Origin of the sequence: Oceanobacillus sp. M65, assembly GCF_052246275.1 — a bacterium.
In the GTDB taxonomy this organism is placed as follows: Bacteria; Bacillota; Bacilli; order Bacillales; family Amphibacillaceae; genus Oceanobacillus_B; species Oceanobacillus_B jordanicus.
Genome location: NZ_JBQQCJ010000001.1, coordinates 1482258 through 1497126, shown reverse-complemented (window position 1 = coordinate 1497126; position 14869 = coordinate 1482258). Strand labels below are relative to the sequence as shown.

Sequence of the window (14869 nt, the reverse complement as noted above, 5' to 3'; positions counted from 1 at the left end):
AATAACATAACTTTCGGTTACGAAGGTGTTCTTAGGAATCCCCCACTTCAAACGTCCGTTAAGTGGGGGTCATTCAATGTGGCAAGCAGCCTATTGGTTCACGTCAAATTGAAGATCCGCTTCCTTAATTGCAGAACGAAGCTTTGTTACGTCCGATTCGCTTACCTGCTCCATCTCTCCATATCTTACCTTTTGATAAATCTCCAAATCGGCGTTAACATCTATCCTGTTAAACCATTCCTCAATTGTCTCGTACTTCCTTCTGCCTTTTTTATTTTTATGTGCTTTTCTCTCAAACTGGTAAACAAGCTTACGTATAGGGTGCTTTGGTTTATTAAGCCAGCGATTAAACCGTGAAGTTCTACCTGAATCCATGTCTGAATGACTGTCTAATGCACTATAGGAAACCGAACTGTCAGCTTCTTCTACGGAAAGCGGTTTTTTAAACCGTTTTCTCCAGAATAGAACGAGTAAAACAATCGCGAAGAGAACCAGCGTGATCACAGCAGCTATTGCGAGGTATGGTGTTATTTGCTCCACCAACGAATTATTTTCTATTTTATTCCAATACCCGTCGCCTGCTTCCGTTTGGTTCTCTTGATCAGGCCATCCACGTTCTGGCATTTCAATAAATTGTAACAAATTAGCAAACCAACTTAACGTCCCTCCTATAAGTGATATAACGCCATAAAATAGGTTCGTCATCATCCAACTGAATAAGTCGTACGTTAAATATATAAGCAAAGCACCAGCAATTAAGATACCAACAAAGGCAGGGATTAATTTCTTATCAACCTGTTTTCTTTCCGTTTTTGATAATGCTGCAAGATGACTCCATAAATACCCAATAACGTTAAGTAGTATAACAAGAAAAGGAAATAGCATCGCTCTAACATCAGGAACCAACATGCCAACCACTACCATTAATAATAGAGTTAACAGAATGTAACTACTTTCTCTACTAATAATGTCTTCCTTCCTTATATTGATGTAACGCCATACCAACAAACCGCTTAATACGATACTATATAACATTGGATAGTCTAACAGAAAAAACACACCAAATAATATAGGTGCCATTAAAACATAAACAATATAGTTGTTTGTGTAAATCGTGATAAGACTAAAAATAAAGCATGCCACTAAAATAACGACCAAATAACTCCAATACGGAACCCACATTAAACTGTGATGGAACCAGGGCATGAGAACCATAAAAATGATGAGCGCCTCACTTACGAAATGGTATGCATATCGGGTTGTTGCATGGCTATTTAGCATGTGACAGTACCTCCTGCCCAAGTGGTTTTACTACGGATGTACCATCTGAATAAGGAACATGGAAGATGCTAACATTCTTCTTTTTCCATTTATCCAAGAGGTGGAGGGAATCCTCTGTAAGTTCACCAATAATGATACATGTCTTATGATGTGTAAGTTGGTTTCCAATGTTGAAGAGCATCTTATCAAATGGGAAAACCAGTGATTGTTTATGGATTCTTGCCAACATCTCTAAGGTTGTACCATAATGTCTTTTCCCTTCTCCCTCAGGGATATGGAGAACTGGAATCTTCCCTGGTCTTCGAGCATTAATAAACAATTCAAAAGGAATATCCATTTCTGTTGCAACCTTAGATAAATATGCTGTATAGGAAAGCAATGCTTCCATGTGTTGATTCGTTTGCACCATATTTGATGTTTTAGATTTTCCTATGTTAACGAGAAACACAAAAGATCGATTAATTTCCCGCTCATATACATTGGTTTGAAGTTTTTGTGTTTTGACAGAAGCATTCCAATTGATCCGGTGAAATGGATCACTATAATGGTACTCTCTGGTTCCTAATGGACTTTGTATGTCTTCATACGGAGAAAAAGGGGATCTTCCCTTACCAGGCATCATCTGAAATACAGCTTCTACTCCCTTTACCTCAAGCAACCTTGGAAACACAACAAATTCTGTCCTGAAAAATGGCGTATATCTAATCATTGCCGATTCAAAATGAAATAGGTGCGGAAAATAGTACATGATATTATGCACCTTCGCAACACCTCGCTGTTTCGCAATGACCGGAATGGATATGTGTGTTTTTCTTTTACGTAAGATAGATAATGGGATTTTTAGTTTATGCCAGTACGTCTCCTCATCCTTTGCATGTTTATAAGCTTTTACAGCAGGCCCCATTTGCAACTGAAATTCTCCATTAATCATGGGAAATATAGAGCGATTTTCCATATTTAAATCTAAATTGGCGGTTTCATCAGGAAAAAGTTTTATCGTTCTCGATGGATTTTCTAACAATATATTTTTGCCAATTCCACTATCATACCATTTAAAAATTAGTAAGTAGGCAGTGACGGCACCTACACCCAGAAATGGGATGGTGATATTAAACATCACGCCTATAACTGCCAACAGGATGATGGCTAAAAGAACATAATCATACCCAGCCTTCCCCTCTATTGCATGGTCTCTTTGCCATTTCATTCCACCATTGCTCCTTCTTCAACTGGTACAGCAGTAGCGTGAATAATCTCCTTAACAATCTCCTTTGCTGTCTTCTTTATGGAACCTTCCATGGAAAGAATGAGTCTGTGCTCAAACACATATGGAACTAGCGTTTTAATATCCTGTGGTGTTACATAATCTCTGTCCTTCATATATGCATAAGCTTGCCCTGCTCGCATTAAAGCCAGCATCCCACGTGGACTTATCCCTAGCTCTACATCAGAATGTTCCCTTGATGCATGAACAAGCTCAAGTAGATAATCTGCAACTACCTCTGATACGGTAATTAATTTAATCTCATCTTGTAATTCACGAATCGTGTCAATAGATAAAGAGGCCTCGACAGCATCATATGGATCCGTTCGTCGGTATGTATTTAAAATGCGTTTCTCTTCAGAAATTGAAGGATAGCCTAGATCCAGTTTAAACAAGAAACGATCTAACTGCGCCTCAGGTAACGGAAATGTGCCATAATTGCTCTCTACAGGGTTCTGCGTCGCTATTACGATAAATGGTAAAGAAATTTTAATCGTTTCCCCGTCAACGGTAGATTGATATTCTTCCATAGCTTCAAGTAAACTTGACTGCGTTTTCGGTGTTGCTCGGTTTATCTCATCTGCAAGTAACACATTGGTAGCAATTGGCCCAATCCTTAATTCAAATTCTTGTACTTTAGGATTAAAGAAACGAATACCGGTAATGTCACTTGGTAATACATCTGGTGTGAACTGGACACGGCTGAATGTGCCGTTTATCACTTTAGCGAAGCTTTTAGCAAGTTTTGTTTTACCAGTACCTGGAACACTCTCAAGTAAAACATGACCTTGAGCTAGTAGTGCAACAAATAATAAATCAACCACTTCTTCTTTCCCATAAATAACGTTATTGACTTTTTCTCTAGCCTTTAAAAGATTTTCCATTCTAAAATGCCCCCTGAAGAATTTTCTAATTTTTTCTACTATATAGTATAACGTATTTTAATAGGCAGGGGTTAGCATATATCTGAAAATATTGTATTCTCTCCTAATAGGAAGTAAAGTCAGCGAAACCTTCACATAAAAAAGAGCTGATGCATTTTGCATCAGCTCTTTTTTAACTTTGTACATAGTTACTTACTTATTAGTCGTTCTTTCTTTTTAATATCTGGTTCTTTTTTTATCATTTTTAAGAATGATGCAACAATGATTAATAATATTACTGTAAAAGGCAATGCAGATATAAGTGAAGCTGTTTGTAATGCATCCAATCCTCCCGCTAGTAATAAAACAACGGCAATTGCAGTAATGAGAACTCCCCAAATGATTTTCACTACCAAAGCCGGATTTAGACTTCCTTTTGAGGTCATACTTCCAAGAATGTACGTCGCTGAATCAGCAGAAGTTACAAGAAAAGTAAAAATGAGAAATAGAGCAAGAAGGGATACCACCGTTGTAAGAGGTAGCGTTCCAAAAGTTTCAAACAAGGCAACTGCCATGTCTGCGTTAACCGCTTCAGCAATTTTTGTACCATTAAATAGATCACTGTGAATAGCTGTACCGCCAAGCGCTGCAATCCACAAACAAGCGATTACCGGGGGAACTACAAGCACACCAAAGACAAACTCTCTAATGGTTCTTCCCTTGGATACACGGGCAATAAATGCCCCTACAAAGGGTGACCAAGCAGTCGCCCAAGCCCAATAAAACACAGTCCAGTCCCTTACCCATAAGTCACCAGTATATGGCGTGAGTCGCAAACTGTATTGAATAAAGCTGGATAGATAGTCCCCAATTCCTAATACAAATGTATTTAAGATAAACACAGTAGGACCTGCCATGAAAACAAAAACGAGCAATAGAAGGCAGATAGCCAGATTGAGATTACTAAGCCACTTAATTCCTTTATTTAAACCTGTGCTAGAAGACAAAAGATACGTAATCAGCATAATTCCGGCTATGGCTATTTGCACCCAAATGGAGTTTGGTATATTAAAAACAGATGTTAATCCTCCATTCATTTGCAATATGCCAAGTCCGAGTGATGTAGCTACACCCATAACGGTTGCAATGACAGCAAGAGAATCAATCGTTCCTCCAAGCGCTTTGTTTTTGCCGACAACTGGTTCGATTGCGATAGAAATAAGCCCTTTTTTCTCTTTTTTAAATTGTAAATATGCAATTACTAAGCCAACAACCGCAAATACAGACCATTGGCTTATCCCCCAATGGAAAAAAGCATAACCCATAGCAACTCTTGCAGACTCTTCATTTTGTGCTTGCAAATCAGGAAATGGTGTTTCAAAGAAATGACTCATCGGCTCAGCCACTCCCCAAAATACTAACCCTGCACCGAATCCAGCAGAAAATAACATTCCAATCCAAGTAAAGAATGGGTATTCCGGTCGAGAATTAGCTGGTCCTAAACGAACCTTCCCATACTTACTAACAGATAATCCTATTAAAAAAATCACAAAAATAAATACTGCCAATAAGTAAAACCAACCAAAATTGTTCGTGGTGAAATTAAATAGTAGTCCAGCAATGGAACCGAATTGGGTTGGCATTATAGCACCAATGATAACTAACAAGAAGATAACAATTGCAGAAATGTAAAATACAGGATTTTGGAATGCTTTTTTGTTTTTCATAAATTCGCCCTTTCCTAAATAGATTTTAAAATAATTATGTAAGCCATCAAATATCAACGAATATAATATACCCTCATCTCTTACTTTTAAAACTTTATAAGGAACCGCATTTACGAAGACAAAAAAAGAAGACTCTATAAAGAGTCTCCTTTCTTATTCTAATCGTTTTCTACATGTTTTCTCGAAATACACCTTCTGAAACAAACGTTTCGACTTCATTTCTTGGTGAAGGTACCTCTCTTTTCTGATAGGCTTCTTCAAGACTGCTCTTCTCTCCTTGGTAGCCTAGAGCCACAATTGCATGCACTTGGTAACCATCTGGGATTGATAAAGCCTCTTTTGCCTTCTCTTTATTAAATCCGCCCATGGCATGTGTAATTAGACCTTTGCGAGCAGCTTCCAGGGAAAGAAAGCCCCATGCTGTTCCTGTATCAAAAGCATGAGCTGGGTTATTTCCTCCAAATCGTTCTTCTTCCATTTTTGAGATAACAGCAATTAGGACTGGCGCGTTTTTGCACCAAATTACATTGCCTTCATTAATAAAGGATAAAAATGTTTCCTTGTCTTGCTCAGAGGAAGCAAAGACAAATCTCCAAGGCTGAACATTCACAGCGGAGGGAGCCCATCTTGCAGCTTCAAATACACTACTAAGCACTTCTTCTGAAACCTTCTGATTAGAGAAAGATCTAGGTGACCACCTTTTTATGTAAATAGGATCAATATCATATCTGGTTTTTCTAAATTGATTAACATCTGTCATAAGTAATTTTCCTCCATCTAGATAGTGTTTCTTTCATTATAACGTTATTTCTTCTAGGTGAAAAAGATATTTGCTTTTCTATCACCAATGAGGTTTACACAATACTAGATTGGGTAATTAATATACTAGATACTTATTTAGAAGAGATTCGTTTGCTTGCCTTATATAGTGTGTAGAATACGAATTTCTCTCTATTAAAGATAGAAAACAAAAAATCCACCCCGTAGGATGGATTTTCATAAGTTATTTCACACGACGAACGTGACCAGTAAATGTGTCATTCCAATAACCACTTGTCATATTTGCAACAGCCAATCCTGTAGAACTTTGAGCTCCAATAAATTTGCCGTTTCCAAGGTAGATTCCAACATGACCATTTGTTTTATAAGTGTTAAAGAAAACCAAGTCTCCAGGTTTTGCATCACTATAAGAAACCTTTGTACCTATACCAGATAGACCTGCTGTGCTAGATGGAATAGAAATACCAGCTTGTGCAAAAGCCCATGATACAAATCCAGAGCAATCAAACCCAGGGTTCGGTGTTTTGCCGCCCCAAGTATATGGAACACCAAGATATTGATATCCTGCATTTATAGCTGTACTAAGATTACCATTACCTTTTACAGCAACTGGTGTGGATTTCTTTTCACTACTTAAAGTTGATAGTTTTCCACCATCTGAATCACTAGATTCACTAGAGCTACTTGCATTATTTTCTGATGTTTGTGCTACTACTGGTGCAGTTGCATCCTCAATACTTTGCTTCACATTTTGTTCCAATGAAGCCAAATCACTATCTTTAACTTGTAAATCTTCCTTCATAGTAACAAGTTCTTTCTTTTTATCTTTTAAAGTTGCTTTCTTATCTTCGTTTGCACTCTTTTGTTCTTCGATAGTAGCTAACATACCTTCAAGTTCTACTTTCATTTCTTTCAACTCATCAAGTTTGGTAACGACTTCGTCTTTTTTATCTTCTACTGCTTTCTTGTCAGCTTCTTGTTTTTCCATCAATTTCGTATCAGAATCTGAGATTTTGTTTACTGCTGATACACGATTAATGAAATCTCCAAAGCTTTTTGCCCCAAAAACAACTTCTAGGTAACTAATGTCTCCACCACTCTTTTGGTAGGATACAACACGCTCTTTTAAAATACTGTAGCGTTCCTCTATAGCATCTTCTAGTACAACAATTTCGTCTTCTAGTTCAGAAACTTTTTCTTTTGTTGCTTTTATGTCTTTTTCTGTTTCATTCATTTTTTCTTCATTCTTCGCCAAAGCTTCGTTAGTACGTTCAATTTCCTTATTTAATTCTTCTAAGTCTATTAAAACGTCTGCAATCTTGCTTTCTGCATCGGATAGATTTGCTTTAATTTCTTCTCTGTCATCTTGAATTTGTGACTGTTTCTGTTTCAAATCATTAACTGACTCTGCATGGGTATCTACACTGAAAAATGCACTACCTAGACCAACTACCACTACTGTGGTCAATGTGACAACTGACTTTTTCAACTTTCTTCCCCGCTTCCCTATCACATCTGCTTATCTAGTATTTATATGTATTAGCAGTTATGTGAAAAATATATTCGTCTTCTATGTAATTTACTATCTTAGGTAATTCGTAGTATAACAGTTAAAAGTTTCATGCATGTTAGAGAAATATTACAATTATATTTCAAATGTGACACAATAGGACTATTTCCTAAATCATCGAATAGTAAAAACCTTTATAAATCAACAGTTTCCTACATTTCTTCTAGGTAATAATGCAAACTATCCCTTATGCGAATTTCTCATAACCTATTAAATTATACTAGAATTGTCCAGCTCATTTAGGCTCATTCTACTATATTGCTCTCATTACGTTCTGTATTTTTAGGTTATGTTAGAATAAATAATAGGTAATTAAGCTTTAAATGCGTTATTGGAGGAAGATAAAGTGAAAAAGTTACATTTTGTCGGCAGCCGTGTAGTGAAGACAGGTGTTGCTATTTTTGTTACAGCATTAATCTGCGGGTGGCTAGACTGGCCTGCGGTGTTTGCTGTGATTACAGCAATCGTTACCATTGAGCCCACAGTTTCCGATTCAATCAAAAAAGGGATCGTTCGTTTTCCTGCCTCTGCCATAGGTTCTGCTTATGCCGTGCTTTTCATATCAATATTCGGGAATTCACCCCTTACCTATACTCTTGCAGCTATGTTTACTATCATTACCTGCTTTCGTCTCAAACTACATGCCGGCTTACTGGTGGCAACCCTTACAGCTGTTGCAATGATTGAAGTTATTCACAGTAATTATCTCATTTCATTTCTCATACGACTTGGGACAACATCAATTGGTCTTGTCGTGTCTACTCTAGTGAACATGTTTATATTGCCACCACATTACACTAAAAATATATCGAGTAGTATCCAGCGGACGGCTATCCAAACTGGCAAAACCATTGAGAGAGTATTTCTTACAATACTAGAAGGAAAGCAAGAACAAGAATTACATAATAGAGAAATGGTAGAGCAATTAGATTGGGGAATCCACCAGACTGAAACGCTTGTAAGGTTCCAAAAAGAGGAAGCGAAATTTCATCCGCTCGTTGGAAAAGAAAAAAGCCATTTTCACCATATGCAAAAACAACTAGGGAGCCTCAGACTCATTCTGTATCATCTAGATAATTTAATTAGCAGTCAAATAAAGACGATAGCATGGTCTAATGACGAACGTGCCATTATTCTATATGCAATAAGGGAATTAGCTGAGGGACTAAAAGACCCATCCCATTATCAAACAGACAAGCATGCTCAGCATCTTAAACAGATTACGGAGATATTTTGGGAGGATAATGAAGAAATAACAAGGGGAGACAGAAGGCATCCTACAAGCTTTCCTCCTGAATTAATTATTTTATACGAGCTTGTATCCATCTACAACCAAGTCGATCGATTCTATGGTAAATAATCAAGTTATTACTTTCCATACAATTAAGCGAACCGAGATTCTTCTCGCTTCGCTTTTTTATTTGGTCAACTCATGTTGGAAAGCATAGATTACTGCCTGTGTCCGATCTTGCACTTCTAATTTACCTAGAATATTGCTGACATGTACTTTAACCGTCTTTATTGCAATAATGAGTTCATCCGCTATTTCCTGATTCGTTTTTCCTTGGGCAATTAGTAGAAGGATTTCTTTTTCTCTTGCAGTTAGCTGGGTATGTAGCGGTTCCTCCTTTTTCGTACGCATTCGATTCATAATTTTCCCGGTCACTTCGGGTTCGAGAATAGATTGCCCCTCATAGGTGGAACGAATGGCTTTAGCAATCTCGCTCGCTTTAGAGGTTTTTAGCATATAGCTTGTTGCCCCTGCTTCTAAGGCTGGATAAACTTTTTCATCGTCAAGAAAGCTTGTTACAATAATAATTTTAGCTTCTGGCCATTGGGCAATTATCTGTCGTGTGGCTTCAATACCATCCATTTCCTTCATAACCAAATCCATTAGAATGATATCGGGCCTTAGCTCAAGGGCTTGTGACACAGCGTCTCCCCCATCTGCTGCTTCCGCAATAACATCAATATCCGGCTGGGCGCTTAAATAAGCAGTCACACCTATTCTCACCATTTCGTGGTCATCTGCAAATAGTACACTAATCATCCTTTTCCCCGTCCTTCCTTAAATTAGGGACTTTAACTTCCGTTCTTGTACCTTCCCCAGGTACACTTACAATTTTAAACGTTCCTCCTACTTCTAATGCACGTTCCTGCATATTCTGCAGTCCATAGGAATTCGTTTTTCTTGTTTGCATATCAAAACCCACGCCATCGTCTACGACTCTTAGAATTACGGTTTGGTCACGCTCTACCAACATAACTTGAAGAGAATTTGCTTCTGCATGTCGCAGCGTGTTGGATACAGATTCCTGAAGAATTCGAAATAATTGATCCTCTACTCCTTTATCCACCACAAACGGTTCTACCTTCCAATCGATTTCCATCGGTACTTTCTGGATTAACTCGACCAGTAACTCCTCTACCCCTTCTTGCAATGACTTTCCTTTTAAGGCTACAGGTCGAAGGTGTAAGAGCAGGGCTCGCATTTCTAATTGTGACTGATGAATCATCTGTTCAACTAAAACGAGCTGCTTTTTTATTTCAGCTTCTGGATTTGTATCGTTAATTGCTGACATCATCATAGATGCAGCAAAGAGTTGTTGGCTTACTGAATCATGTAATTCTCTTGCAAGTCGATTTCTTTCTTGTACGACAATTTCTTGAAGACTTTGTTCTCTTTCATTAGCCCGCTCTGTTGCTAGCCTTTGGGCATGTTCTGCTTGACTATTAATTTTACTTTGTATCTGCTGCACGTATTGCTCAATTGTTTTTAGCTCTTTATAAGGCTCCACAGGTGTAGTGGTTTTCTGCCCCCGTGCTACTTCCATTAGTTGTTTTTCCACACGATTTAGCCTTTGTTTCCAATAGACGCCTGTTACAATCCCAATGACCAATGCCATGGTAACCATGATAATGAAGGCAGCTAGTAAAAATGATACGTCTCCAATTTTCTTTTCGAAAACAGAAAGCCAATCCTCAACAAAAACCGTTAACGTTAAAGCAATCATACTCAGTGAAATAAGCAAACTGTACAGTACCGCTGTAAAAATATGGCGCGCAATTGTATTCATATCCGCACCACCTCGATATCTCCCGAGAATATGGAGGTTATAATTTTAACCCTTGGTAGTGATGAGTCATATAGAGCTGTTTGATAGATCAATGATTGGTTCATCAATTTCCAATCGGTCTCCCCAAATACATATGCCCTTCCAAAAACAGAACTATGATGAATGCTTACTTCTACCTCGTAAGGAACGAAGATTTGGATGTTTCCGATTACATGCCGAATTGAAATTACTGCTGTATCGTTTGGTAAAACGGTATTACTTAGATCAACCATGCGATCTCCAAACCCACCATGTATATTTATATCACGCCATTTATATGCCGTTTCACTTGTATTTTGATCTCCAAATAATCGATGAGTAAATAGTGGTTGGACAGTTGTCACAATGTCATTGCTTGTTGTTCTGTTCCCCATAATATCTGGTGTCAGAAGAGCTGGATCTTTCTTTGTTTTGTAGTAATTGATAATGAACAGAACAACCAGAGCCACGAGTAAAAATCTCACAGCCATTAGGTTCAATATCGAGAGAACAAGACTTACTACGCCGATCCAGAAAATAATTTTACCCCAAAGATGGTAGAACTTACTCCAGCCAAAATAAACAACCAAGACTGAAAAGAGCGCAGGAATAATGGTGCCACCAAAGAAAAAAGCGATCTCAAAGATAAGAAGGATTCCCCCGATGATTAATATCCAGTTAAATGTATCTGTTGAAAATCTTTTAAACACGGGATCCCACCTCTCTCTGATGATTTTTTTCATTAAGTAAAGCAGACGCCTTGCCCTGCGCCTGCTATTATATCACTTTTTAATTCATTTCGGCAGTTTGCTCTTTCATCTCTTTTTCAAGCTTAGCTATTTTGCTATCGAACGTACTGCGGTAAAACGAGCTATTTACTTTATATTCCAGGTTTTCAATGTACTGCTCCATTTCAGCAAACTTAGAAAAGGGCTTCTCTGATGTCTCTTCCACCACTTTGTTCATTTGGTGATTAGCTCTTGCAATATTCTCTCGTCCCATTAATTCCATTCTTTTTAAATGCATGTCTTTTAATTTATGCTTCATCTCTTCATACTTTTGCTCTAAAGTTTCTAGTTGTTCAACGGCTTCCTCGCGAGAGGCTTTCATCCGATCTGCCCTTGCTTTGTATTCCTCATGTTCTTTTATGGCGAAAGCATGCATTTGCTCTTCCTCAGCTCTTTCAGCAATACCTGCTTGTTTTAAACGTTTGTCTGCCATATCCTGTGCTTTATGGAACTCACGAGTAAATTCGTCTTTTAATTTGTACTGACGATCAACAAGTCTTCTTACCTTCTCTTTCTCCTGTTCACCTTGTCTCAAATACTGATTTAACGCAGCTACCGGATTCTTTTGTTCTTTTTTATCCATCATAGTGTGAAGATCTGCTGATATAGAATCTTTCATTCGTGAAAATATACTTGACATGTAAAAAACACTCCTTTATTAATATTGGTTTATTTCTGCCCACTGACGTTCAAAATTTGTAAATGGATCATCATCATCCATTACATCTATGACTGGTTCATCCTTTTCCTTCTTCCAACTTCGATAAATGACATACAACACATATGCAGCTGCAAGCCCAATTACCGCAAACACATTTGAAAAGGTGACACTTAAGACTACGAGTCCTAGCACAACCCACCCGATTTTTCCAGCAGTTGAATCACTTTTTATAAACTGCTTAAAAATAACGTAAAGTAGCCAAACACTAACGCCCAGTATTATCATCGGCCCGATATTCGCTACCAATATCATGAGAGCGATAAGCCCGCCAATAAACAACATAAATTTTTTCATTCTTGTTGCCTCCTTTCTTTAACTTACTCTTAGCTTACTAGGGAAACGAGCTTTCGGTAATGAGCTTCCGCCATATCTTTTGCTACGCCTAAAGGCTTAGTTAGTCTAAGACAGATGCATGTTTTATATTTTTCTAACGTGTTAGAAAAACTCACTTTCGTCCATCTTTTAGCGTATGTTTTTCTTATACTTGGGACTTCTAAATTTCAACTACGTCGCCATTGCTTCTTGCTAAAATTTAATGCTTTCCTAACGTACAAAAAAGGATTTTTAAATCCTTTGTCGAACCTAAAATAAAGTAAGGGAGGGGAAAAGATGAACGCATTGTTTGTTATTGATGTACAAAATGGAATTGTAGAAGAAGGGGATTTCACCGAAGAACTAAATAAAATGGAACAGATTATAGAAGGATTTAAGGAACGCGACGAACCTGTCATTTTCTTTCAGCATTTAGATGAGGAAAAGGAGAGTCCATTGTTTGAGGAGTCTCGTGGCGCTGAACTACATGAATCACTCCGGCATCATGCTGAATATATAGTAGAAAAGCGCACACCCAGTGGCTTTTTTGAGACAGATCTCGAGAAGATTTTAGAGGAAAATGATATTGAGCACGTCGTAATTACAGGATTCAACACTGAATTTTGTTGTATGTTTACAGCTATTGCTGCATTTGATCGAGGTTATGAAGTTACCTTTATAGAAGATGCCACAGGTACACTTAATAATGGAGATACGTATGATATGAAGAATTTAGATATTCGTGACTTTATCGGCACCGTACTTCATTGGTCTGAAACAATAGAAGTCCTCGACTATGATGAATATCTCGACCTATAAAAAGATACGGTTATGGAATAGCTTCCTAACCGTATCTTTATGCTTTGTTTCTATCTTTTTAACGACGCTGCCTTTTCTTTCTAAAGTAAAGGTACAGGAGGATGGCAAATATGACTGCAAGGAAGAAATACACGATATCGGAGTATAGATCCATAAAGCTTGTTATATCGTGCCAAGATTCCCCGAGAATGACCCCAACAGTGATCAAAATACTGTTCCATATAAGTGTGCCTATTACAGTAAATAGCATAAACAGACCAAACCTCATATTGGACATTCCAGCAGGTATCGATATTAAACTACGTACTACAGGAACCATCCTCCCAATTAATACCGTCCAATAACCATATTTATCAAACCATGCATCTGCTTTATGTACATCCTCCACTTTTATCCGTGCAATCCTGCCCCATCGTTTGATAATTCTCTCCAACCTGTCCACATCCAGCAAGGTACCTATCCAATATAGAATAACGGCTCCTAGTAACGACCCAATGGTTGCAGCTATTACCACACCCCATACAGTAATGTTGGTATAAGTAGTTAAAAATCCACCAAATGGAAGGACAATTTCTGAAGGTATTGGTGGAAATAAGTTTTCAAGTGCCATCATGAGAAGAATACCCAAGTAGCCAAATTGCTCCATAATGTTAGTTATCCAATTCTCCATAATATCCTCCAAAAATAGTTTACAAGGTTGTTAGAAGTAGTTAGCATATATGTATTTAGTGAGCCTCGATTGATTATATTAAGAGAAATGGTGAAAAAGACTAGGAAATTTTCAATCCGTTTTCCTTAAAAAGTCTTTCCTTTTTTCCTCACTCGATTTATTTCCTCTTAAATAGTTACGAATTTCATCTTTTGTTAACCCTAGCTGGTTTGCTTCTTTTATAAGTAATACCCACTCTATCTCCAATTCTTGACTGTGCTTTTTGCCAGTTTCCACCCAACTCACCAGCCCCTCCATAGATTTATCTAACGATAGACCTGCATTCCAAATAAAAGTAACTCTACTACCTCTTCTGCTAACTCTTCAGGCTCTGCCAACCCAGTAAATAATCTTGAGATAGTTAGACGTTCCATGATTCCAACTATAATCTCTGAAACGACAAGCATATTCAAATGTTGATGAAAATAGCCATCTTTTTGTTCTTTCACTAGATTCATATATATAGTCTCTGCAAGTAGACTTTTCAGTGATTCCCCATCTTCCGATAAGAAAAAGCCAATTTGGGTTAAATCAGGGTTCTCTTTAAAAAATCGAAAAATTGTTCCGAGCTTTCCTTTTATCTCTATTTTTATCATTTCTTCTTTTAGTCCAGATTCAAGTAGGCTAGCCTCCGTTAGATTTAAGAGTCTTGCCTTAAAAATAGCAGCTAATTCCGTAAAGATTGCTTCTTTACTTTTAAAATATAAATAAAATGTCGGCTGTGTTAAACCAGCTTCCTTTACAATTGAGCTGACTTTTGTTTCAAAAAAGCCATTATTGGCAAATTGCCTTGCCGCAATGGTGAGTAATTGTTCTCTGCTACGTTCTCCATTCGAGCCTTTTTTTCTGCCTCTGTTGCTCATAGCTTACACTCCAAGTTTTTCGTGAAATATTATATTACTAACGAGTATTATCTTATATCTTATAACTACCGTCAAGC

General features: G+C 37.6%; 16 protein-coding genes. 2 read left to right on the top strand and 14 right to left on the bottom strand.

Annotated elements, in window-relative coordinates; translation table 11 throughout:
• Positions 1–90: 90 nt before the first annotated feature.
• The 6 genes from ACTWPF_RS07045 to ACTWPF_RS07020 all read right to left on the bottom strand — a co-directional run bounded on the left by ACTWPF_RS07045 (position 91) and on the right by ACTWPF_RS07020 (position 7404).
• Positions 91–1281 (bottom strand): hypothetical protein, encoded by a 1191-nt coding sequence (locus ACTWPF_RS07045; RefSeq protein ID WP_443148791.1) that lies wholly within the window; start codon positions 1279–1281, stop codon positions 91–93.
• The gene (locus tag ACTWPF_RS07040; RefSeq protein ID WP_443148790.1) at positions 1271–2488 is read right to left on the bottom strand and encodes a DUF58 domain-containing protein; all 1218 of its coding nucleotides are present in this window, start codon (positions 2486–2488) and stop codon (positions 1271–1273) included. The genes ACTWPF_RS07045 and ACTWPF_RS07040 overlap by 11 nt, the downstream gene beginning before the upstream one ends.
• A complete protein-coding gene (locus ACTWPF_RS07035) occupies positions 2485–3429 on the bottom strand; it encodes an AAA family ATPase (RefSeq protein WP_443148789.1) in 945 nt (314 codons plus the stop codon). The genes ACTWPF_RS07040 and ACTWPF_RS07035 overlap by 4 nt, the downstream gene beginning before the upstream one ends.
• 188 nt (positions 3430–3617) lie before the next feature.
• Positions 3618–5135, bottom strand: a complete 1518-nt coding sequence (locus tag ACTWPF_RS07030) for a BCCT family transporter (RefSeq protein WP_443148788.1) — start codon at positions 5133–5135, stop codon at positions 3618–3620.
• Positions 5136–5304: 169 nt separating this feature from the next.
• On the bottom strand, positions 5305–5895 hold the full coding sequence (locus ACTWPF_RS07025; RefSeq protein ID WP_443148787.1) for a nitroreductase family protein: 591 nt from the start codon (positions 5893–5895) through the stop codon (positions 5305–5307).
• A 243-nt stretch (positions 5896–6138) separates the two neighbouring features.
• A complete protein-coding gene (locus ACTWPF_RS07020) occupies positions 6139–7404 on the bottom strand; it encodes a C40 family peptidase (RefSeq protein ID WP_443148786.1) in 1266 nt (421 codons plus the stop codon).
• A 427-nt stretch (positions 7405–7831) separates the two neighbouring features.
• Between ACTWPF_RS07020 and ACTWPF_RS07015 the strand changes: the two genes are divergently transcribed.
• Positions 7832–8845, top strand: coding sequence for an aromatic acid exporter family protein (locus ACTWPF_RS07015; protein WP_443148785.1), 1014 nt, complete (start codon positions 7832–7834; stop codon positions 8843–8845).
• Positions 8846–8902: 57 nt separating this feature from the next.
• Here the strand turns inward: ACTWPF_RS07015 and ACTWPF_RS07010 are convergent, their stop codons facing one another.
• The 5 genes from ACTWPF_RS07010 to ACTWPF_RS06990 all read right to left on the bottom strand — a co-directional run bounded on the left by ACTWPF_RS07010 (position 8903) and on the right by ACTWPF_RS06990 (position 12383).
• Positions 8903–9535: a response regulator gene (locus tag ACTWPF_RS07010; RefSeq protein ID WP_106897283.1), complete on the bottom strand. Its 633-nt coding sequence runs from the start codon at positions 9533–9535 to the stop codon at positions 8903–8905.
• On the bottom strand, positions 9528–10562 hold the full coding sequence (locus ACTWPF_RS07005; protein ID WP_106897284.1) for a sensor histidine kinase: 1035 nt from the start codon (positions 10560–10562) through the stop codon (positions 9528–9530). The genes ACTWPF_RS07010 and ACTWPF_RS07005 overlap by 8 nt, the downstream gene beginning before the upstream one ends.
• Positions 10559–11290 carry a cell wall-active antibiotics response protein LiaF gene (liaF, locus tag ACTWPF_RS07000; protein WP_443148784.1) on the bottom strand — a complete coding sequence of 244 codons (732 nt, stop codon included), beginning with the start codon at positions 11288–11290 and terminating at the stop codon, positions 10559–10561. Before liaF ends, ACTWPF_RS07005 begins: the two co-directional genes overlap by 4 nt.
• Before the next feature lie 79 nt (positions 11291–11369).
• Positions 11370–12008 (bottom strand): PspA/IM30 family protein, encoded by a 639-nt coding sequence (locus tag ACTWPF_RS06995; protein ID WP_443148783.1) that lies wholly within the window; start codon positions 12006–12008, stop codon positions 11370–11372.
• A gap of 18 nt (positions 12009–12026) precedes the next feature.
• Positions 12027–12383: a lmo0954 family membrane protein gene (locus tag ACTWPF_RS06990; protein WP_443148782.1), complete on the bottom strand. Its 357-nt coding sequence runs from the start codon at positions 12381–12383 to the stop codon at positions 12027–12029.
• Positions 12384–12698: 315 nt separating this feature from the next.
• Between ACTWPF_RS06990 and ACTWPF_RS06985 the strand changes: the two genes are divergently transcribed.
• Entirely contained in the window at positions 12699–13220 is a 522-nt protein-coding gene (locus ACTWPF_RS06985) for a cysteine hydrolase family protein (protein ID WP_443148781.1), read from the top strand.
• Between the two features lie 58 nt (positions 13221–13278).
• Here ACTWPF_RS06985 and ACTWPF_RS06980 read toward each other — a convergent pair whose 3' ends face one another.
• The 3 genes from ACTWPF_RS06980 to ACTWPF_RS06970 form a co-directional block, all read right to left on the bottom strand.
• Positions 13279–13890, bottom strand: a complete 612-nt coding sequence (locus ACTWPF_RS06980) for a DedA family protein (RefSeq protein ID WP_036574935.1) — start codon at positions 13888–13890, stop codon at positions 13279–13281.
• Positions 13891–14001: 111 nt separating this feature from the next.
• Complete coding sequence (locus ACTWPF_RS06975) at positions 14002–14175, bottom strand: anti-repressor SinI family protein (protein ID WP_443148780.1); 174 nt, start codon at positions 14173–14175, stop codon at positions 14002–14004.
• A 20-nt stretch (positions 14176–14195) separates the two neighbouring features.
• Positions 14196–14792, bottom strand: a complete 597-nt coding sequence (locus ACTWPF_RS06970) for a TetR/AcrR family transcriptional regulator (RefSeq protein WP_443148779.1) — start codon at positions 14790–14792, stop codon at positions 14196–14198.
• Positions 14793–14869 lie beyond the last annotated feature (77 nt).

Bases quoted from the DNA above. Each gene is read 5' to 3' on its own strand.
- ACTWPF_RS07045 (WP_443148791.1), bottom strand. From the start codon at position 1,281: ATGCTAAATAGCCATGCAACAACCCGATATGCATACCATTTCGTAAGT.
- ACTWPF_RS07040 (WP_443148790.1), bottom strand. From the start codon at position 2,488: ATGAAATGGCAAAGAGACCATGCAATAGAGGGGAAGGCTGGGTATGAT.
- ACTWPF_RS07035 (WP_443148789.1), bottom strand. From the start codon at position 3,429: ATGGAAAATCTTTTAAAGGCTAGAGAAAAAGTCAATAACGTTATTTAT.
- ACTWPF_RS07030 (WP_443148788.1), bottom strand. From the start codon at position 5,135: ATGAAAAACAAAAAAGCATTCCAAAATCCTGTATTTTACATTTCTGCA.
- ACTWPF_RS07025 (WP_443148787.1), bottom strand. From the start codon at position 5,895: ATGACAGATGTTAATCAATTTAGAAAAACCAGATATGATATTGATCCT.
- ACTWPF_RS07010 (WP_106897283.1), bottom strand. From the start codon at position 9,535: ATGATTAGTGTACTATTTGCAGATGACCACGAAATGGTGAGAATAGGT.
- ACTWPF_RS07005 (WP_106897284.1), bottom strand. From the start codon at position 10,562: ATGAATACAATTGCGCGCCATATTTTTACAGCGGTACTGTACAGTTTG.
- ACTWPF_RS06995 (WP_443148783.1), bottom strand. From the start codon at position 12,008: ATGTCAAGTATATTTTCACGAATGAAAGATTCTATATCAGCAGATCTT.
- ACTWPF_RS06990 (WP_443148782.1), bottom strand. From the start codon at position 12,383: ATGAAAAAATTTATGTTGTTTATTGGCGGGCTTATCGCTCTCATGATA.
- ACTWPF_RS06985 (WP_443148781.1), top strand. From the start codon at position 12,699: ATGAACGCATTGTTTGTTATTGATGTACAAAATGGAATTGTAGAAGAA.
- ACTWPF_RS06980 (WP_036574935.1), bottom strand. From the start codon at position 13,890: ATGGAGAATTGGATAACTAACATTATGGAGCAATTTGGCTACTTGGGT.
- ACTWPF_RS06970 (WP_443148779.1), bottom strand. From the start codon at position 14,792: ATGAGCAACAGAGGCAGAAAAAAAGGCTCGAATGGAGAACGTAGCAGA.